This is a genomic window from Lacticaseibacillus hegangensis (assembly GCF_003946465.1).
In the GTDB taxonomy this organism is placed as follows: domain Bacteria; phylum Bacillota; class Bacilli; order Lactobacillales; family Lactobacillaceae; genus Lacticaseibacillus; species Lacticaseibacillus hegangensis.
Genome location: NZ_RHOL01000014.1, coordinates 42962 through 62099 on the forward strand (window position 1 = coordinate 42962; position 19138 = coordinate 62099).

The 19138-nt window shown below is 54.7% G+C and carries 17 protein-coding genes and 1 pseudogene; 1 reads left to right on the top strand and 17 read right to left on the bottom strand.

Features of this window, described 5'->3' with window-relative positions; translation table 11 throughout:
- Positions 1 to 106 precede the first annotated feature (106 nt).
- From EKM86_RS05795 to EKM86_RS05820, 6 genes are all read right to left on the bottom strand, one after another.
- Positions 107 to 976 (bottom strand): TPM domain-containing protein, encoded by an 870-nt coding sequence (locus EKM86_RS05795; RefSeq protein ID WP_125755973.1) that lies wholly within the window; start codon positions 974 to 976, stop codon positions 107 to 109.
- Positions 977 to 986: 10 nt separating this feature from the next.
- A complete protein-coding gene (locus EKM86_RS05800) occupies positions 987 to 1574 on the bottom strand; it encodes a LemA family protein (RefSeq protein WP_125755975.1) in 588 nt (195 codons plus the stop codon).
- Between the two features lie 96 nt (positions 1575 to 1670).
- Positions 1671 to 2687: a tryptophan--tRNA ligase gene (gene trpS / locus EKM86_RS05805; protein WP_125755977.1), complete on the bottom strand. Its 1017-nt coding sequence runs from the start codon at positions 2685 to 2687 to the stop codon at positions 1671 to 1673.
- Between the two features lie 481 nt (positions 2688 to 3168).
- A complete protein-coding gene (locus EKM86_RS05810) occupies positions 3169 to 4494 on the bottom strand; it encodes a dihydrolipoyl dehydrogenase family protein (RefSeq protein WP_125755979.1) in 1326 nt (441 codons plus the stop codon).
- Between the two features lie 13 nt (positions 4495 to 4507).
- Positions 4508 to 5449, bottom strand: a complete 942-nt coding sequence (locus EKM86_RS05815; RefSeq protein ID WP_125755981.1) for an ABC transporter ATP-binding protein — start codon at positions 5447 to 5449, stop codon at positions 4508 to 4510.
- Positions 5449 to 6981: an ABC transporter permease/substrate-binding protein gene (locus tag EKM86_RS05820; protein WP_125755982.1), complete on the bottom strand. Its 1533-nt coding sequence runs from the start codon at positions 6979 to 6981 to the stop codon at positions 5449 to 5451. Before EKM86_RS05820 ends, EKM86_RS05815 begins: the two co-directional genes overlap by 1 nt.
- 143 nt (positions 6982 to 7124) lie before the next feature.
- On the opposite strand from EKM86_RS05820, the gene helD reads away from it, so the two are divergent.
- Positions 7125 to 9428: an RNA polymerase recycling motor HelD gene (helD, locus tag EKM86_RS05825; protein WP_125755984.1), complete on the top strand. Its 2304-nt coding sequence runs from the start codon at positions 7125 to 7127 to the stop codon at positions 9426 to 9428.
- Between the two features lie 157 nt (positions 9429 to 9585).
- Here the strand turns inward: helD and EKM86_RS05830 are convergent, their stop codons facing one another.
- The 11 genes and pseudogenes from EKM86_RS05830 to EKM86_RS05880 form a co-directional block, all read right to left on the bottom strand.
- Positions 9586 to 10362 carry a CPBP family intramembrane glutamic endopeptidase gene (locus tag EKM86_RS05830; protein ID WP_125755986.1) on the bottom strand — a complete coding sequence of 259 codons (777 nt, stop codon included), beginning with the start codon at positions 10360 to 10362 and terminating at the stop codon, positions 9586 to 9588.
- A 91-nt stretch (positions 10363 to 10453) separates the two neighbouring features.
- Positions 10454 to 11125 carry a CPBP family intramembrane glutamic endopeptidase gene (locus EKM86_RS05835; RefSeq protein WP_125755988.1) on the bottom strand — a complete coding sequence of 224 codons (672 nt, stop codon included), beginning with the start codon at positions 11123 to 11125 and terminating at the stop codon, positions 10454 to 10456.
- Positions 11126 to 11142: 17 nt separating this feature from the next.
- Positions 11143 to 11772, bottom strand: a complete 630-nt coding sequence (locus EKM86_RS05840; protein WP_164506183.1) for a pentapeptide repeat-containing protein — start codon at positions 11770 to 11772, stop codon at positions 11143 to 11145.
- Positions 11773 to 12408: 636 nt separating this feature from the next.
- Positions 12409 to 13317: a peptidoglycan recognition protein family protein gene (locus EKM86_RS05845; protein ID WP_125755992.1), complete on the bottom strand. Its 909-nt coding sequence runs from the start codon at positions 13315 to 13317 to the stop codon at positions 12409 to 12411.
- A gap of 26 nt (positions 13318 to 13343) precedes the next feature.
- Positions 13344 to 13583: pseudogene (locus EKM86_RS05850) on the bottom strand (phage holin); the annotation flags it as partial.
- A gap of 21 nt (positions 13584 to 13604) precedes the next feature.
- Entirely contained in the window at positions 13605 to 14093 is a 489-nt protein-coding gene (locus tag EKM86_RS05855; protein ID WP_191988013.1) for a hypothetical protein, read from the bottom strand.
- Between the two features lie 4 nt (positions 14094 to 14097).
- Positions 14098 to 15093, bottom strand: a complete 996-nt coding sequence (locus tag EKM86_RS05860) for a hypothetical protein (RefSeq protein WP_125755994.1) — start codon at positions 15091 to 15093, stop codon at positions 14098 to 14100.
- A gap of 26 nt (positions 15094 to 15119) precedes the next feature.
- A complete protein-coding gene (locus EKM86_RS05865) occupies positions 15120 to 15410 on the bottom strand; it encodes a hypothetical protein (RefSeq protein ID WP_125755996.1) in 291 nt (96 codons plus the stop codon).
- Positions 15411 to 15438: 28 nt separating this feature from the next.
- Positions 15439 to 15573 carry an XkdX family protein gene (locus tag EKM86_RS05870; protein ID WP_125755998.1) on the bottom strand — a complete coding sequence of 45 codons (135 nt, stop codon included), beginning with the start codon at positions 15571 to 15573 and terminating at the stop codon, positions 15439 to 15441.
- Positions 15570 to 15884 (bottom strand): phage infection protein, encoded by a 315-nt coding sequence (locus EKM86_RS05875; protein ID WP_125756000.1) that lies wholly within the window; start codon positions 15882 to 15884, stop codon positions 15570 to 15572. Before EKM86_RS05875 ends, EKM86_RS05870 begins: the two co-directional genes overlap by 4 nt.
- 9 nt (positions 15885 to 15893) lie before the next feature.
- Positions 15894 to 19058, bottom strand: coding sequence for a phage tail spike protein (locus EKM86_RS05880; protein WP_225419361.1), 3165 nt, complete (start codon positions 19056 to 19058; stop codon positions 15894 to 15896).
- Positions 19059 to 19138: the final 80 nt, after the last annotated feature.

The window sequence follows — 19138 nt, forward strand, 5'->3', positions numbered from 1 at the left end:
GGCCTGAAGCGGCGCCGGTAAAAACGAGTTGATATAATTCCGTCATATAGCAGATTAAAACAAAAAAATTCGGCAGACCGCAGCCTGCCGAATCCGAATTTTTGCGTTAAATGCCGGCGCCGCCACCCCCGGAGGAACCACCTCCGAACCCACCGCCGGAGCCGCCACCAAAGCCGCCTCCGCCGCCGAATCCACTGCCGCCGCCCCACCGGTCGTTGCGGTTAGAGCTGGACAGCAGGTCACCAAGCAGCCACCAGAGCCAGAAGCCAGTGCCACCGCCCCGACCGCCGCGGTGATTGTTGCCGCCGCTGAAAAACAGCGCAATGATGGCCACCACAATAAACAGCGTGATCAGCGTGGCCAGGATGCCGCCACCGCCGTTTTCGTCACTGCTTTGGCGCTCTCGGTACTGCGCCATTTGGCTGTCGGACACCGTGTTGTCATCGGTTTTGAACTTGTACTTCTTGTCGATGACGGTCGCGACCGCGTTGAAAACGTTGCGCAGGCCCTTATTGACCTCGGCATCGTTTTTGGATTTGATCAGTGTCTTGTTATCCTGCAGGATGCGGCCGGCCATTGCGTCGGGCAGATCACCTTCCAGGCCGTAGCCGACTTCAATGAACAGGTTCTGGGCGCCATGATTATCGGCGTACACGAGCAGAACCCCGTTGTCGCTGTTTTTCTGGCCCACGCCCCACTTGCTGAACAGGTCTGGGGCATACTCGCCGAGGTCTTCGCCGCCGGAAGATTTAATCACCGCCACGGCGACGGCGGGTTTCTGCTTAGTCTGCTCCCACGAGCGGTTCTTGTCGTTGATCAGCGTTTGCGTCTGCGGCTCGAGCAAGTTGAGCTCATCGGCGTAATACGAATCGCCAGTGGGCTTTGCCGGGTAACTGACCGCCTGGACCGGGGTGGCATGCAGAAAAAGGAACGCCAGCGGCAGCAGGAATAAAACGCTAAGCCAGCGTTTTTTCATGTGCGGCCTCCTAATCGCCGAGGTTGACCTTCGGCACTTCGTCGGCCCCCGGGTTGGCCTTAAAGGTCGGCTTCTGACCGAGCCCCATCATCGAGGCAAACAGGTTTTTCGGGAAAGTGACGACGCTTTGGTTGTAGTCACGCACGTCCTCGATGTACCGCTTGCGCTCAACGGAAATGCGGTTTTCGGAGCCTTCCAGCTGCGTCATCAAGGTTTGCACGTTCTGGTTGGACGCCAGCGTCGGGTACTGTTCCTGGATGACGGAAACTAAGGTGCCGACACTGCTGTTCAGCTGGTCATCAGCTTTGGCCTTGGCCGTGGTCGTGTTCGCCTTGTTGTAGTTTTCGCGGGCTTTGGCGATGGTGCCGAAGATTTTATCCTCGTGCTTCATTGAGCCCTGGACGGAGCTGACCAGGTTCGGCACCAAGTCGGCGCGGCGCTGCATCACGTTTTCGACCTGACTCCACTGCGCCTCGACTTCTTGGTTCTGCTTTTGCAGCGAGTTATAGGTGCTGATGCTGTATATGCCAACGATCACTGCGACCGCCGCGATCACGATCCACGTGATGGCCAGCGGACTGAGCTTCTTTTTTTGCATAACGCTCTCCTTCGTTTCACTAAAATAAAAAACGGATTGATACGCCTAGTTTAACATGTTTCGACTAGGCAGCATCAGCCCTAAGAATGAGACAATTTATTTGAAGTAATTAAAACCGATGGCGTCGCGCACCTCGTCGAGTGTCTGGTTTGCGACCTCGTTGGCGTGCTTGGTCCCGTCGATGAGCATCTGCTGGACCTGACCCATGTCCTCGGCGTACTGCGCACGGCGGGTGCGGATTGGTTCAAGGATCTGTTCCATGACCTCGTTGAGGTAGCGCTTGAGCTTGACGTCACCCAGACCGCCGCGCTGGTACTGGTCCTTGAGCGCCGCGACCTGCTTTTTATCCGGATCAAAAATGTCCAGATAGGTAAACACGACGTTGCCTTCAACCTTGCCCGGGTCCTCCACGTGAATGTGGTCGGGGTCGGTGTACATGGACATGATTTTCTTTTGCACGGTGTCGGCGTCATCTGCCAGGTAGATCCCGTTGTTCAGGGATTTGCTCATCTTGGCGTTGCCGTCGATGCCTGGCAGCCGGCCCAGCCCCTTGGCCGGGAAGTAGCCCTCAGGTTCGACCAGCACGTCCTTGTTGTAGGTCCGATTGAAGGTGCGAACGATTTCGCGCGCCTGCTCCAGCATCGGTTCCTGATCGTCGCCGACCGGCACAGTGTCAGCCTTGAACGCGGTGATGTCCGCGGCCTGGCTGACCGGGTAAATGAAGAATCCGGCTGGCACTGAGGCGCCGAATTCCTTTTGCTTAATTTCCGTCTTCACCGTTGGGTTGCGATCCAGGCGCGACACGGTGACCAGGTCGAGGTAATACATCGTCAGCTCCGTCAACGCTGGGACCCCACTTTGAATCAAAATGGTCGACTTAGCCGGATCGATACCGACAGCGAGGTAATCCAGCGCAACTTCCATCAGCGAGTGCCGGATCTTCTCCGGATCGCGCGCGTTGTCGGTCAGCGCCTGCGTGTCGGCGATCATGATGAAGGTGTCGTAGTCGCCAGAGTTTTGCAGCTCAACGCGGTTCTTCAAAGAGCCGATGTAGTGGCCGATGTGCAAGCGGCCGGTTGGGCGATCGCCGGTTAAAATGACTTTTTTGGACATGAAATGATCCTCCTAATTGTTTGCGGGATGGGTGGAAAATGGGGCTGGGTTCTAATCGGGCTCCGGGCTGGCAACGCGGGAGTGGCTTGATCAGCTTGTAGCGCCTTGCGCGTACAAGCTGACATGCGGCAGCAGCTACGCTCAGCGCCTCGAAGCCAAAGTACGGCTTCAATGCGCTGAGCTAGGCTACCCATCCCGCTAAGTGCGCCAGCCCTGCGCACCTTACAACAAAAAAACCGCCCCATGCTTTACATAGGACGGCTTTGCGCGGTACCACCTAACTTCACCGGACTAAACCGGCACTCTCAAGCGGCTTAAGGCGCACCCACCGAGCGCCTTGGGTGAGCCAATTCACTGGAGGCTGCGGCCGACTTTTCAGTATCGTCGACTTCCTGAACGCACTTGCCCTCGGCTACTCATCACCCGCATTGACGCGAATATAGGTTAATGATAGCACGGGGAATGCCAAAATCAAACCGGATTACAACAGGTAGTCCATGTCGCTGGCCTCACTCGGGTAGGCAAAGACCATCCGTTGCACTTGATCCGCTGGCGTCTTGGTATTGATTGCCATGGTCAGCAGGTTCACCAGCGACTCGGCACTGCTTGAGACCACCGTGGCGCCGACAATCAGGTTGGTCGCCTTTTCCTCGACCACGGTCACCGAGGCAAAAGTCTCCTGGGTGCGGTTGTAAGTGTACCAGTGGGTCACGTCCTCGCTATTCACCACGTAACGATCATCTCCAGCGGCAGTCTCTGGGGACACGCCGACTTTGGAAATTTCCAGGCTGCCGTACACCGTCGTTGGAATCGCCGGATACGCAATCGGCGCGGCGCTGCCCAGCAAATGTTCCGCGACATAGCGGCCGTCAAAGCCCGCCACCGGCGTCAGCTTAGGCTGGCTGGTGGCCGCCACGTCACCAATCGCGTAGATGTGCGGCGTCGTAGTTTCCAAGAACTCGTTCACGACAATGCCGCGTGCCGTCGTTTTGACGTGCGCCCGGTTGAGGTGCAGCTGCTCGTCCGGCCGCCGCCCCATCGCCGCAAAGACGCGTTGCACGTCTAGGGTGAAGCCATCGGCCTGCAGCCGCAGCGTGCCCTGTGGTGTCTCATCGACCCGCTTGAGCTCAATGTTTTCGTGGAAGTGGATGTGTTCATTTTGCATGGCTTTTTGCAGCGCGTCGACCGCCGCTGCGGGAAAGCCGCGCAGGGCGCGGTCGCCGTGCATGATCACGTCAACTTCTGCCCCAGCGGCTGCGGCGATGTTGGCCAGCTCCATGCTGACATAGCCCGCACCGATGAAGGCGATGTGCTGAGGCAAGTGATCCATGTCGAGAAAGTCGCGGCTGGTGGCGATCAGCTCGCGGCCTTTGATGTCAGGCAAAACGGGCTGCACGCCAGTGGCAATAATGATATCCTGCCCCTCGTACAGATCCTCACCGACCGCAATCGTGTGTTCGTCGATAAAACGCGCCTCACCATCAACGGCCACCATGCCGGCACCGGTCACCCCGCTCCGCGTGCCGCTCGGCACCGTGCGTGTGTAGGCGCGCTTAAATGCCATCAGCTTGGGCCAGTTGATGTCCGGGATGCCGTTCAGCCCTGCCTTGGTCATGCGCGCGGCGTAGGTTTTGGCCTGAACCGCACTGTATAGCATTTTCTTCGGGTCGCAGCCGTAGTTCGGGCAGGTCCCGCCCCATAAATCGCGCTCCACGACCAACACTTTCTTACCCGCTGAAGCCAGCGGATAGGCCGCGGCAAGCCCCCCTGGGCCGCCACCGATCACGATCACATCATACTGCTGCATGTGTTCTCCCCCTTTAATCCTTGGCAACGTCGGCCAAGAAGGCCATCACCTGCGTCGCGTTTACCTTAAAGTTACCTTGCTGACACGCTACTGTCACGGATTTGCCCTCGCCCAGCGGGGTCAAAATCGCGCGCAAAGGATCGCCCTCCTGCGCCTCGCCCGCCTCAGTACTCCTGTCAGCAAACCGCCGCAGCTCGATGAGCGGTGTGTCCAACACCTCTGGTGCGGCGCTGGCAAAGAAATCCGAAACAAAGTTGCTGGCTGGATTCGCCGCAATTTCTTCAGGGGTCGCCACTTGTTGAAGCACCCCTTCACGCATGACAGCGATTCGATCACCGAGCCTCATAGCCTCGTTCATGTCGTGCGTGACAAAGACAATCGTCGTTTTCATTTTTTTATGTAACCGCAGCACCATGTCCTGTAAGCTGGTGCGCGAGATTGGATCCAGCGCCGAAAAAGGCTCGTCCATCAGCACCATCGGTGGTTTGGTCGCCAGCGCCCGGCATATGCCCACCCGCTGCTGCTCGCCACCAGACAGTTCGGCCGGCATGCGGTCGCGGTACTGTTTGGGCTCCAGGTCCACCGCAGTCAGCATCTCATCAACCGTTTCACGGATCTGCTCCTTTGACCAGTGCTTCATCTGCGGAATCAGCGCAATGTTCTGGGCCACTGTCATGTTGGGAAACAGCGCGATCTGCTGCAGCACGTAGCCGATATTCCACCTCAAATCTCGCAAATTCGTGTCAATGAGCCGCTTATCGTTAAAGTAAATGTTGCCGTCAGTCGGCTCGATCAGTCGGTTGATCATTTTCAACGTGGTCGTTTTGCCGGAACCAGACGCGCCGACCAGAACAAACAGCTCACCGTCGCCGATTGTCAGGTTCAGGTCTTTGACCGCGGTGGTGCCTTCAAACTGCTTGACCACGTGTTCAAAACGCAAGACGTCTTTGGTCATCAGCGCGCCTCCTTTAACAGGCCATGCTTGGTCAGGTAAGTCTTGGCGACCGCACTGGCCGACTTACCCTGCACGTTGACCTCGTAGTTCATTTCCTGCATATCCGCTTCAGAAATCTTACCGCCCAGCTGATTCAGCGCGGCGGTGAGCTTAGGATGATCTTTGGCAAACTGCGTCCGCATCAGCGGGGCGCCTTGGTAAACTGGGAACAGCTTGCGGTCATCCTCCAGAGCCAGCAAATGATACTGGCGGATCTGCGAGTCGGTCGAGTACCCATCCGTCACCTGCACCTGGCCGCGGTTGAGCGCCTGATAACGCATTGAGGAATCCAGCGTGTTGACCGTGAAGCTGACGCCGTACTTGCTTTGGATGCCCTTGTAGCCGTCCTCGCGCGCGTTGAATTCAACGTCAAACCCGGCCTTCAGCGGCGTGCTGAGCTTGGTCAGATCCGAAATCTTGGTGATCCCGTTCTGCTCGGCCCAGGCCTTTTTGACGACGACTGCGTAAGTATTGTTGTAAGCCATCGGCTTGCCCAGGCTCAGGTCCTGCTTGTTCAGCAGCGATTCTGCGATTGGGTACGGGTCCTGGCCTTCAGCAATCTGCGCGGCCTGCTTTTTGGAAGGCTTCAGCAGGCTGCTGACAACGGTCCCAGTGAATTCGGGATAAATGTCGATTTTATCGCTTTTAAGTGCGCTGTAGAGAAAACTGGTCTGGCCAAAGTTCGGCTTCAGCTCGACGTTCACATTCGCATCCGCCTGCTCGATCAGATCCTTGTACATGTTGATCAGGATCTCGGGCTCAGAGCCCAGCTTGCCGGCCACAACGATGGTCTCCGGCTTGGGCGCCACCGCCTGATAGGTCGCATAGCCGCCAAAACCGAGCACCAACGCACCCAAGACCGCAACAGACACCTGCCAGCGCCACTTCGAAAACATCGAAATGAACCAGGAGAAGAGAATCGCAAGCAGTGCTGAGGCCAAAGCACCCAGCAGCGTCAGCGTCGGGTCGTTCAGGTTGATTCCGCGCATGATGATGTCGCCCAGGCCGCCGCCGCCAACCAGCGCCGCCAGGGTGGCCGTGCCGATGATCAGAACGGCCGCGGTGCGCACCCCGCCTAGAATCACAGGCATCGCCAGGGGCAGCTCCACCTTGACTAAGCGCTGCGGCTTGCTCATGCCGAACGCCTCTTCGGCTTCCTTATAAGCTGGGTCGATTTCATGCAGCCCCGTGTACGTGTTTTGAAAAATGGGCAGCAGCGCGTAAACCACCAAAGCGATGATCGACGGTGCGGTGCCGATCCCCACAATCGGAATCAATAGTCCTAACAGCGCCAGGCTGGGAATCGTCTGCAAGATCCCCGTCACCTGCAGCAGAAAACCGGCAAACCGATCATGGTTTTGAGCCCAGATGCCCAGCGGAATCGCGATCAAAAGTGCCAAAAGCAGCGCGATCAAAGACAGCTGAAGGTGCTCCACCAGCTTGGTCAACAACGTCCCGCGCTGGTCTAAAAAGGTCTCCCACAATGCCTGCATAGTGTCCTCCGTATCTAATTCTATGTACTCTAAAGATAACACTTTCCCACGTTTGGTAAGCAAACATTTGTACCGGGCCGCTTTACAACCACGGCCAAAAAGCCTACACTGATTGCACGATTTTTAAGCGAGGAGGGGCGTCCATGCAAAATCAGACGAAGCAGGAAGAACAGGCGCGCGTCGACTTCGTGCGGGCCAAGTTGAAAGAGCGCCTGACCATTGTCAAGCAGCAGCTGGCTCGGGCCCACCGTGAAACCACCCGCATCGAGCGAGCCTACGGTGATGCCACCCGCGTCAACATCACCGAAATCGATGACCGCATGGAAACCAATGCCGCCGTTCAGCAGCAGAAAACCATGGTCGCCCGGGCCGTCGAAAACGAGCAAATCCTGGAAAAAGAGCAGCAGCGCCTGCACCTGCTGCAGGACACCCCGTATTTTGGCCGCATTGACATCATCCAAGACGGCGAGCCCGACACCCTGTACATCGGGCTGGGCACGTTCATCGACCAGGACGACGATTTTCTCGTGTACGACTGGCGCGCGCCGATTGCCTCGATTTACTACAACGGGACGCTGAGCAAGGTCACCTACACCACCCCCTTCGGACCGGAAACCGTGGAGCTGGTCAACAAGCGCCAGTTCACGATCGAGCACGGCCGCATCACCAACATGTTCGACACCGACGAAACCGTCGGCGATGAGATCCTGCAGTCCGTCTTGGGCGCGCAAAGCGACGTTTATATGAAGAACATCGTCGCCACCATCCAGCAGGAGCAAAACGACATCATCCGCGACACTAAGCACGACCTCCTTGTGGTCCAAGGCGTGGCGGGCTCCGGGAAAACCTCGGCGGTGCTGCAGCGCGTCGCCTATTTGCTCTATCACAGCCAAAAGGACCTGGACGCCGACCAAATGGTGATGTTCTCACCCAATCAGCTCTTTGCTAATTACATTTCCGAAGTGCTCCCGTCGCTGGGGGAAAAGAACATGCGCCAGGCGACGCTCGCCGAGTTTTTGGGCAAGCGCTTCTCCGGGCTGCACGTCGAGACCCTGTTTGAGCGCTACGAGCGCGATCACGAAAGCCTGCCCGAAGCAGCCAAAGCGATCCGCCGCTACAAAGAGCGCGCCGGGTACCTGGACGAACTTAAGGCTTACGCCAACACGCCAGGCCGCATCCCCTACTTTATCGACATCACGCTGAACGGCGAAGTCTTCTTCTCCGCCAAAACCATCACCAAGATTTTTGCCAGCCAGCCGGCGCAAGCCACTGCGGCCAACAAATTCCTCGACACGAAAAACGCTTTGATCAAACGGCTCAAGACCCGCATCAAGCTCGCGATTTACGACGACTGGGTGCAGGAGCGCCTAGGCAGCCTGTCGTCTGGCGAAGCCCGCGACATTTTGGGTGATGAGCGCTTCGAAAACGGCGAGGACGAGCAGCGCTACATCGCCACCCAGCTGGTCAAGGACGCCTTTTCACCGGTTTACGATGCGATTTACAACGATTACTTCCTCGACCCCTACCAGGACTATGCCCGTTTCCTGGCCCAGTGCCAGCCGCCGGTCGCGGGCAACGTCTGGGCCGAAATGAGCCGCGCCTACCAAAGCGACCTTGAGGCCCACATTCTGCGGCTGGCCGATGCCGCGCCAGTGCTGTACCTGCGCGACCTGATCGCCGGCTCCGGGCAAAATCACGCGATTCAGTACGTCTTTATCGATGAGATGCAGGACTACTCGATGGCCCAGCTGCGCTATCTCCACTTCGCCTTTCCCAAGGCCAAGCTCACCCTGCTCGGCGACGCGCGCCAGGACGTCTTCACGACCGACTATCAGCCCAGCGACTTCATCCACGAGATCTCGGCGGTTTTTGCCACCAGTTCAGTGCGTCTGATCAACCTCAACCGCAGCTACCGGTCGACTTTGCCGATCACCAACTTCGCCAAGGCGCTTTTGCCAGTCAACGACCACATTCAGGCCTTCACCCGCGGCGGCACCAAGCCTCGCCTGGTGACCGTACCCAAAAACGCCTACCGCACCGGACTCATTCGCACCCTCAACCAGCTGCTGGAAACCAACACGACGGTGGCCGTGCTCACGCGCGACGCGGCCCAGGCTGCCCAGCTGTTCGCCACGCTGCAGCTCGACGTGCCGGTGCAGCTGCTGACGGCCAGCGACCATCAGCTCCACGCCGGTTGCGTCATTCTGCCGGTCTATCTGGCCAAGGGGCTGGAGTTCGACGCGGTGGTCGGCTTTGACATTTCCGCCGGCACCTACGATCAGGCCAGCGACGCCGATGTGCTGTACACCCTGGCGTCCCGCGCCTTGCACACGTTAATCCTCATTGCGCTGGACCGGCCGAGTCCGCTGGTTGCGGCCCTGCCCAAGGACTTGTACGAAACGATCGACGCCGCGGACCATGCGGCTGCCTCAAATCCGGCTCACTAACGCAAACGAGGCGGCTGAAACAAAATTGCCTAGTCGCGTTCCATCAAGCAACGCCCAAGTGCACAAACGCCCCTGCACCGCGATTCTAAAAACGAGTCGTAGTGCAGGGGCGCTTGTGCTTTGGGCTAAAACCGCTTGATGTCTCAGCCTCTCGTTTTTATGATACAGCCGGGTGCTTGGCCTCGCGACTGACCAGCCAGATCAGGTAGATGCCCACTGCGACGTGGACCACCACCATGACCCAAAGGAAAAACTGGTCCTGCCAGTTGTCCCCAATGTAAGAGCCGGCACTGGCCCCGCCTGGGGAGAAATAGTAGGAGAAAGCGTCAAAGAAGGCATGCAGAAAAATAGTGAACCCAAGGTTGTGCGTCAGCAGGTAAATGCCGGCGGCGCCCAGCCCCAAGGCCGTGGCGTACAGCACCTGGATCAGCGTCTGCTTCAGATCCTGGTTGCTGCCCAAATTGGTCAGGTGAATCGCCCCAAAGCACAACGCGGACATCACCCCGCTCCACCAAAACGCTGACAAGTGACGCGGCGTGTGGCGATAAAAGAGAAACAAGAGCAGACCGCGCGTTATTACCTCCTCAAAAATGCCAGCGGACAGCCCGAACAGCACCGCCCGCCCCAACCGGTGCGCCGAAAACGTTGGCAGCGGCCCGTAATCCAGGCACCCGACGACCAGCATGGTCAACACCGCCAAAATCCCGAGGCGGATGTGTTGCGGCTTAGCCAGCAGCGGCAGGCGCAGCCACCAAATGGCCAGGCTCAGAATCACCAGCCCGCCGGCGATTTCACCCAGGCTCTCCCAAGTGTCGCCGTTCAGACCAAGCCTGGCCGTCAGCAGCATTTCCACAAAGATCCCCACGATCCCGGCGACGATGATTACCGCCATTTTCAGTCCAAAGTGTTTGACTTGCGGCTTAAAGAAATCCATTATCCCCACCCCATTCTCATCGCCTTCATTTTGCTCCTCAGCGCGCGGATTGCCAAATCAAAAAACCGCCCAGGGCAGCTGGACGGTTGTCTCACAGCATCAGGGCTGCAAGGTTATTCAAAAAGTGTAGAAACATCGAGTACCGAATGTCGCCGGTGTACGCATAGGTCAGCGCAAACACGGCACCCAGAGCACTGTAGATCGCCCAATTGAGCGGATCCGTGAAGGAGGTGTGCGCCAGGCCGAAGACCATCGAGGACAGAATCACGGCCACCACGCGCCAGCCGATTTTTTCCTGATGCGGGAAACTGTGCATCAGCAGGCCGCGGAATAAGAGCTCCTCAACGGCCGGGCCGCCCACGCAGGCAATCAGCGTCATGGCCAGCGGCGCCTGCTGCATGATTGCCATCAGACTGCTTTGGTTCGCCGGCTCGCTAGTCGCGCCGCGCGCCTGCAGCAGACCGCCGGCGATTTGCACCCCGTACATCAGCAGCACCATCAGCGCCTCAAACCCGACCATTTTTAAATCCAGTGGTTTACGGTGCCAGTGCGCAGCATCCTCTTTGCTCAGGAACCACTGGTAGGTGCGCCAAAGCAGGAGCAGCAAGATCCCGAACACCACCGTGAACAGGCCGGCAACCACCAGCGTGCCGGCGCGCCCGTGCGAGCGAAGCGTTGGCACCAGCACCATGTACTCGGCGTAACTGTATGCCAGAAATAGCAAGAAGACGATGCCGAGGCGCTTCAGTGTGGTTTTAATCATGGGTATCCTCCTTCGCGTCACTCGGCGACGATGTCCGCACCCAAGCTGCCGGCAATCACCGCCGCCTGAAACTGGTTGATCTTCAGCCCCTGCAGCAGCGCCGGCGTGAACAGCAGACTGTCAAAGTGCGTTTTGGCCAAGTTGACCTGCGCAAGCTTGGCGTCGGAAAAATCCGCACCAGTCACGTCGCCGCCGGAAATTTTGAGCCCGGGCTTAACAATGCTGGCGGCCTGAAAACTGCTTTCGGTCAGCTTGGTGTCAACAAATTGGACGTTCTTGAGCTTGGCCTCGGCCAGGATCAGGTAAGTGGCTTGGCAGTCCTGCACCGTCACATCGCGCCAAGTGCTGCGCGTGAAATCGGCACCCATCAGCTGACAGCCTTCGAAGCGGCAGCGGTACATCACACTCCCAGTGAAATCCGCGGTGAGAAAGCGACTGCCTTTAACGGTGCAATCCAGCCACTCGCCGCCGCGGAAATCGGTTTGCGCAAAGGCGCAGTTCACAAAGGTCACGCCGGAAAGCTGAATGTCTTCATTGGACACCGTGAGCGTGCAGCCGCTGTACGTCTGGTCCTCTTGCACCTCGTCTAGGCTCAGGGTCTGCCCCTTAATCATCGCTGCCACCGCCTCGTCAATTATGGTTTCCATCCTAGCATACTTTTCAAAATGACGAAAAAAAGGCCCGACATCTCTGTCGGGCCACCGCAGCCGTTTACCGGATTCTAACATTGCCGCCCCACAGGCGTCAACAACGCATTCTGTCCCACTTATGTCCAACATAGACTTGTTCAACTGAAATCAGATTGCCTAACGGCCCGCAGCTCAGGACAAAATAAAAACCTTCCAGTGGGCGGAAGGCGTGGACGATGACCCGGTTGACTGGACCGGACCTGATGATGATTCATCTATCACTCAAAGTCATAATAATGAACTCACTGTAGAAAATCAAGAGCTATGCTAAAATGTAATACGGCGGCCGATCGTTTGACCGCGATCAATAGCGCCGCCAGAACCTGGTGAAACTATGATTCATTTATTACTCAAAGCTAGCTGCAACGTGTCGCTTAGCCAAATTTCCGGCTTTATTACTACCCTTGGAATTCTTGGCAGTGGCGCGGTCTTCGTAAAGAAGTCTAAAAAACACTAGCACACACCTAGAAGTCTGATCGTCCCGGCAAGCAAGGCAACGGTCAGGCTTCTTTCCGTTTCTATTATAACATGGTTAATCCATTGCACAAAAATAAGCCCCACCCGCCGAAGCGAGTGAGGCTAAATTTAATTGATTTAGAACGGCCGCTTGCCGGCGTTGACACACTTCTGCATGTACATGACCAGCCGCGACTGTTTGTCAATCTTGCCATCCACTGGCGTCCCAGCTTTGCGCTGCCATGCCTTAATGGTTTCGGGGCCGAGAATACCGTCAGCCTTAACCCCAACCGCGCGTTGCATAGCAGCGATGAGCAGGCTTCCGACTGGCTTGCCAACAAACTGCCAGCCGCCAGTGAGGCCCGCGTTGTGCCAGTTGTACTGGCTGGACACCACGCCGTCCACGGTCGTCCCGTACAAGCGCTGGAGGGCCATAGTGAGGTGCGGTCCCCAGTAACCGTCAACCGTCAGCTTGGCCGCCGATGCGCTGATTGCGCCAGCACTTTCGATCGTGGTAGATGCAGAGACCGTAGCAGACGCCTTCCCGGCCTCCAAGTCAGCGGCGATCTGAGCCTTGCTGATGCCCAGATTCTTGAGGTACGGATATGGGTCTTGGTGGTCAGACCCGCCGTAGTTGGCAGAGCACCACGCGTGAGACTTGAAGCCATGCGTCTTGTCCGAGCTGTCCAGGGTACGAGGCACGCCGTACTTGTCCGCCATGGTGACCGCTAAGGACACCCAGTTGCGGTAGGCCTTCATGGCGCGGTCGTGGTCTTCAAACTCACACAGCTCAAGCTGTACGGGCGCGTACTTGTTGACGTAGCCAGCACCCCAGGCCACACGGCCAGGCGTCCCGACTTGATAAGCGCCGATGTCATCCACACCGAAGTGGACGAAGGTTTCCGCCGACTTCCAGACCCGGTGCTCGTAGGTCGCCATCTGCTTAGCGGTGGCTTCCATATCGTCCGTGGAGTGCAGAACGATAATCTTGCCGATAGTCGGTGCGGTGCCGGAATTGATTGCCAGCGATTTGTTGATTGTGACCATTACTTAGCCTCCTTCTTAGGCTTGTCATATGTCAGTGCCTGAACGCTGTCTGCAACGCCGGCCGTGGTTGGATCAGTGACCACACCAAGAATAGATAGCACCGCGAATACCGCATTGACGATGCCGGTTAGCTGTGTGCCAAGGTTGGCAAAGTCCCACTTGTATCCAAAAGGCGCAGCCACAGCTTGCGCAAGCAATAAAATAGCCGGCACTAGGGCCAGCCAGAACTTGACACTCAGTAATCGTACTTTCCAATTAATCTTCATCATTATTTCTCCTTTTCTAAATCACATGACGTCTTCTGGTGCTGGTGAGTAAGGAGTGACAACGGAACCTTTTTCAATTTTGAAGCAGGAGTAAAATGCGTTTTGGCCCATGTTATTCGTAAAAAGAACCACTTGGACACTTTCGGTATTGTCATCAACGCTTATAGAACACCAGCTTAGGCCATTAGCATTATAGTTAATATTTTTCCCAGAAGCTGTTGCTAAGATGTTCCCACTTTCGTCGAAAGTTATTAGCTCAATGCTTGCTGACCCTTGTTTTAAAACGCTTGCATAGTCAGCATTATTAATCATTACAGATGCACATAAATTTCCGCCTAAACTCTTGTCATACTTAATATCAGCAACCTGCATATTCCAATCGTTGGCTTGAACTACCTGTTTGCTGGTTCCAAGTGCTAGGTTACGCCCGTAAACTTGCCTGCCATTGCTGAAAACCTTGTCTACTGGCGTGCCATTAACAACGCACGCTCTACCATTGATTGTTGGCATTCAATCACCCCTCAATGAAGTAGACGCCGGACTTGTCGGCCAACGCGTCATAATTAGCTTGCGAGATGATATTGATAACGGCATCATCACCCTTGTCACCCTTGTCACCTTTAACGCCAACAAGAGAGGCCAGCCATTGATTGACACTGCCAGAGAAGCCAGCATTGACGGCAACCTGATAGGCAGAAAGTCCTTGATCTCCGGTGTCGCCTTTATCGCCTTTATCGCCTTTGTCACCCTTGTCACCTTTGATACCTTGCGAGCCACTTAAGTCCGCAATATAGGTGAAGCTGGTGCCATTCCATACGTAAAGCTTGCCATCATCTGGATCGTTGACGTCACTGGCAATCATGGTGAAGTCACCATCAGAGAAGCCATCACCATTCATTTTAGCAATGGACGGGAACGTCTTTACGATTTTGAAGTCTTTCCCCGCATCGCCTTTATCACCTTTCAAACCAGTTGCTCCAACAAGAGATGCAAGCCAGTCCGTTTGTGAACCTTTATAGCCATTAATTACTGCGATTTGGTAGGCAGATAGACCATCAGCACCTGTATCACCTTTCAGACCATTGGCAACAGCATCTGTAACTTCTTTTTTTAGTTGCTGGCTGAGGTCGCTGAACTGCTGAATGAAGTCATCAACCGTGATGCTGCTGACGAGGCCCCCAGAAAGCCCAGTGACGTTCTCGTTGATTTGAAGTGCCAAAAATCCATCACTAGGATAGATTGCAGTACCACCGTCTACGGTGTTCCACAGCTCAAGCAGATAGCTCCCGACTGGCAATTGAGCCAATTGTCCGCTAGTGATGATGGCATGATTGTTCGTGATACTGGCACTTATCCCCAGCAAATATCCGGATTCGTTTTTGATTCTGACCTTTGCATCTGCTGTTAAAGTTGCCGCGCTACCATCATCGAACGCGTTCAGATGTATTTCAGTTGTGGTATCGGCAAACTTAAACTGCTTATCACCGTTTCCAAGATATAGTTTTCTCATTAAAGGCTCATCTCCTCGCACCAATCCTATTTATCATCATTATCTCCTTTAATGCCCACATGATCTTCCAACCGAGTAATCCTAACCGAGTGACTGCCAAGCTCTTCATCATGTGTTTTCAGATGAGTATTCAAGTCTGCCAGCGATTGTTCGTGAATTTTTAGCTGACGATTAATCGTTTCTGAAAGCAATTGAATATCAGAGCGTAACGGATCCAAGGCAATCTTTTTGAACAGCCAACTGCCCGCGCTCACGCCCACCCCTATGATTGATATGAACTCCGCCCAGTCACCAATCGTGTATCCAAAAAATGTCACTTTCTCACTTCCTTCCGCAAAAATACCGCTAGGCTTTTGCCCCAGCGGCGTAGTCCTTACCGGTAATCTGTTTGTACTCTTCAGGCGTTATCATCAGCCCCACGTATGGTGCAAGGTCAATTCCCCAACTGTTCAGTAGCACGCATTGGTCATAGTCACTCATGCACTCGCCTCCAGTTTTGCTACCTTGAGCATCAGAGCAGCAATCAACTGCTGCTCGGTCGTGGGTATCACCTTATTGGCTTCTGCTTCAAGCTCCGCCTGTTTGGCCTCATCGACCACCAGCTTGCCGTTTATGAGCTTGGTTGCCCCCATGACGATTGTGTCAAGGTCGCCCGGAGCCACTTCCACCGCGTTCGTGGTATCGAATGGTGTCTGCCATTCTTTGCCATCAAAAAACTCTTGCTGGTAGCCAATGATATATCCATCTGTGTTCGTCATAAATGAAGCTAAAATTTTGTTTTTGGTTTCCATCTCTTCACCTCATACTGCAAAAATAGCATCCATAACGGCATGCGGTGCTTGGCTGCCGGCTACGTTGTCAGCACTGCCAGTTATGCCTGTATTATCCCACCAAAGTCGTTTGAAGAAGGTACCTACTCCTGGCATCGAGATTGTGACATATAGATTGTTTGTTTTACCCGAATTAACAATATTCGGTAGCAACGTATAGTTGTAGTAATTATTTTGGTTGCCGCCTGCGTAGTAACTCCAACGAATGAGCCAACCGGTATGTGTATGGTCTAGTGGGATTGAACAATTCGCACGGTCTGATGCACTTGGATATAGGGCTCCTGACCATGCAAGAGTGCCAATTTTGTCTAGTTGTTGAAGCATCTCACCGTCGAGAAAGCCGCTAACCCGTTTTCCGCTTGTGTCGAGGTTAGATAGCAGAAGCTGCCCAAGATAGAGCTGTGAGGCTGCTGTAATGTTGCTTTCAGCGGTTCCGCCAGTGTATAGCCTTGACAGGTATCCCGCTGGGCCAACTTCCGTGTGGAAGGTCTGAAGGCTATCGCCGCTACTACCATCAATCGTGCCGTCAACGGTCAGGTATCCATCACCCATCTTCGTAGTGCCGGTGCCTTTGGTGAGCATAATTTGACCGGTCGGGTCTGTGACGTCTGCGAAGTCGCTCTCGTCAACCGGCGCGCTCTTGAAGGTGCTGATGAATTGCGAACCGTTGAAGATGACCCCGTTAAAGGTCAGGCCGTTGAAGGTGGCGGCGTTAATTGCGCTTGCCGAGATTTCGGTTTTGACCCATTTGGTTCCGTCCGATTTGTAGAACGCGGTAGCAACGTTATTAGAATTCGTCACCCAGAATTGACTGTTAGCCGGTGCTACTGTGGTTGGTAGCACCGCACCGCTTGCGTAGCTCGTGATGTCTTTGCCTGCCGGTCCAGTATCACCTGTGTCACCCTTCGGCCCCGTATCACCAGCCTTAGCAACTGAATAGCCACTTTCATTAGTGCCATCAGTATAGGACCACGTTGTCCGTGTCCACATGAATTGTCCAGGAGCAATGCTTGGAATGGCTGTTGACCAGCCTGTGGTTGGCTTAGTGACACCATTTGATGAAACAGAATACTCGATAACGGTTGACTTGATACCTGTACCATCCTTACCTGCAATCCCGTTAGTACCGTTGTTACCGTCTTTGGCATTGTAACTGACAGTGTAACCAGCCTCGCCTGTGTTATCTGTATACAGCCAAGTAGTCTGTGCCCACAGATACTGCCCCTTGATTAATGTTGGAACTTGTGCAGTCCAACCAGTAGTAGGTGCTGTTGTACCAGAAGTACTCTGAGCATACATAATCTGCGTGGACTTAATTCCCACACCGTCCTTACCTGCTACACCATCTTTACCTGTGTCGCCCTTGGGACCTTGTACCAGTTGCCAACTATAACTAGCTGGATTAGTGCTATCGGCTTGTGTGAAGTCTGTGTAACTACCAATGTACTTGCGAGAACCCGGAGTATCCAGTGAAAAGTTTGTGTTACCATCACTGCTGTCGGAATAGGCAATATGGAAGTAAGGCGTTTTGCCATCTGCACCGGCTTTACCCGGTACACCATCTTTACCATCAGCACCATCAGCACCTTTAATCAGCGACCATTTATAGTCACTCGGATTCGTGCTGTCACCAGATGAAAAGTTGCTGTAAAAGCCAATGTACTTGCGGTTAGGGTCAGTGGTTGAGAAGTCTGTATTGCCGTCTTGGCTGTTTGCATAAGCAAAGTGAGCGTAAGTGGTACGACCATCGGCGCCCGATTTCCCTGGCAATCCATCAGCACCCTTTGGCCCCACGTCACCATCTTCACCTTTGAACAGTGCCCAGTTGTAATCAGCCGGATTGGGGCTGTCAGCAAGCGTGAAGTCGCTGTACGTGCCGATGTACGTCTTGCCTTCGGGTGACTGCGACATTCCGCCACCGTTCACATCGTCCGCATAGGCCGTGTGGAAGTAGCTAGTCCTCCCGTCATCACCCTTTGGCCCGACCACACCGATACCGTCATCGCCTTTGACCTTCTGCCAGTGACCCGCGTAGTCGGCTGGGTCATCACTCGGTGTCGAAGCCTTGCCCCAGACAACCGCCATGTAACTCTTGCCAGCAGGCAAAGCAGTCATGCCAGTGCCCGCGTCATCGTCGGCGTAGCGGGTCCAAGGGTAATACTTCGGTGCGGCGGCTAGCGCCTTCACCGTATTAGCAATGTCGACCAACTGAGGGTCAATAGCATTTGCTTCGATTAAGTAATCGCCTAGTGTAGCGGTACTTGAACTTGGTGAGGAATAGCAGCGAGAAAGCTCTAGCACTCGTGCTGAAACATACAGATTTCGTTTTTCATCTGCCACATGAATCGTATCGCCAATGCTGATATTGTCCGGAATGAATGCAAAGTCTACTGTATAGTTGACAACTGGTGCTGCATACTGCTTTAAGTCACTCAACGCCGACTGTAATAGGTCTGCTTGCGTAGTAGCTTCATAATCTCGCCACTGGTTCAAGTATGACCCATGTGGGTCCGGTGTTGACTTCTTACGTAACCGTGAATACGAACGGTTTGCCACAGTATCAAGAAGCGTCCCATCGCTGTACAGGACATAGCGGCCATCTGGGTCAGTCCACTTGTAACCTTTTAAAGTAATTGGTGAATTAGCCCCGTCTGGAGTAGCACCACGCGCATAAATAGAAGTCAAAAGGCCGGTTGAATCGCTGGTTGTTTCAATCTTGTTTAATTCGCTACCAACCCGAAGTGTCACGCCTTTATCGGCGCCTCGTTGGTGAACAACGTTTAGATAAAGGTGCTTAGGTGTTGTCCCCTCAATTTGGAATGAGTAGTATATTTCTACGCCAAATTCTTTGGCTACAGAATTCATACGGTCATAAGAAGACTGCTCGCCAGAGAATGTAAGAGTGCGAACATTAGCCGGAATCTCGTTGACGCCGATTTCCCAGCCGCTGTCTGCACAAAATAGAGCAAAGTATTGAGCAAAGGTCAGGGGTTTAGTGGCATTAAACTCTGGCACAACTTCGTCTGTCAGGTCATTACCGGCGTCCATCCCAGAGAATGATATGCTGTTTTGACCATTGTCTGTTACCCCAGAAATGGTGATGAAGTGACCCTTGCCGCTCTCATCTTGATACAGAAGCCTGGATTATTCATAGAATTTCAAAAAAGCAGCGCAATCCCACGATTCACACGGGACTGCGCTGCTTTGGTGTTTCA

Coding starts and splice junctions, on each gene's coding strand:
- EKM86_RS05795 (WP_125755973.1), bottom strand. CDS start 976: ATGAAAAAACGCTGGCTTAGCGTTTTATTCCTGCTGCCGCTGGCGTTC.
- EKM86_RS05800 (WP_125755975.1), bottom strand. CDS start 1,574: ATGCAAAAAAAGAAGCTCAGTCCGCTGGCCATCACGTGGATCGTGATC.
- trpS (WP_125755977.1), bottom strand. CDS start 2,687: ATGTCCAAAAAAGTCATTTTAACCGGCGATCGCCCAACCGGCCGCTTG.
- EKM86_RS05810 (WP_125755979.1), bottom strand. CDS start 4,494: ATGCAGCAGTATGATGTGATCGTGATCGGTGGCGGCCCAGGGGGGCTT.
- EKM86_RS05815 (WP_125755981.1), bottom strand. CDS start 5,449: ATGACCAAAGACGTCTTGCGTTTTGAACACGTGGTCAAGCAGTTTGAA.
- EKM86_RS05820 (WP_125755982.1), bottom strand. CDS start 6,981: ATGCAGGCATTGTGGGAGACCTTTTTAGACCAGCGCGGGACGTTGTTG.
- helD (WP_125755984.1), top strand. CDS start 7,125: ATGCAAAATCAGACGAAGCAGGAAGAACAGGCGCGCGTCGACTTCGTG.
- EKM86_RS05830 (WP_125755986.1), bottom strand. CDS start 10,362: ATGGATTTCTTTAAGCCGCAAGTCAAACACTTTGGACTGAAAATGGCG.
- EKM86_RS05835 (WP_125755988.1), bottom strand. CDS start 11,125: ATGATTAAAACCACACTGAAGCGCCTCGGCATCGTCTTCTTGCTATTT.
- EKM86_RS05840 (WP_164506183.1), bottom strand. CDS start 11,772: ATGGAAACCATAATTGACGAGGCGGTGGCAGCGATGATTAAGGGGCAG.
- EKM86_RS05845 (WP_125755992.1), bottom strand. CDS start 13,317: ATGGTCACAATCAACAAATCGCTGGCAATCAATTCCGGCACCGCACCG.
- EKM86_RS05855 (WP_191988013.1), bottom strand. CDS start 14,093: ATGCCAACAATCAATGGTAGAGCGTGCGTTGTTAATGGCACGCCAGTA.
- EKM86_RS05860 (WP_125755994.1), bottom strand. CDS start 15,093: ATGAGAAAACTATATCTTGGAAACGGTGATAAGCAGTTTAAGTTTGCC.
- EKM86_RS05870 (WP_125755998.1), bottom strand. CDS start 15,573: ATGAGTGACTATGACCAATGCGTGCTACTGAACAGTTGGGGAATTGAC.
- EKM86_RS05875 (WP_125756000.1), bottom strand. CDS start 15,884: ATGGAAACCAAAAACAAAATTTTAGCTTCATTTATGACGAACACAGAT.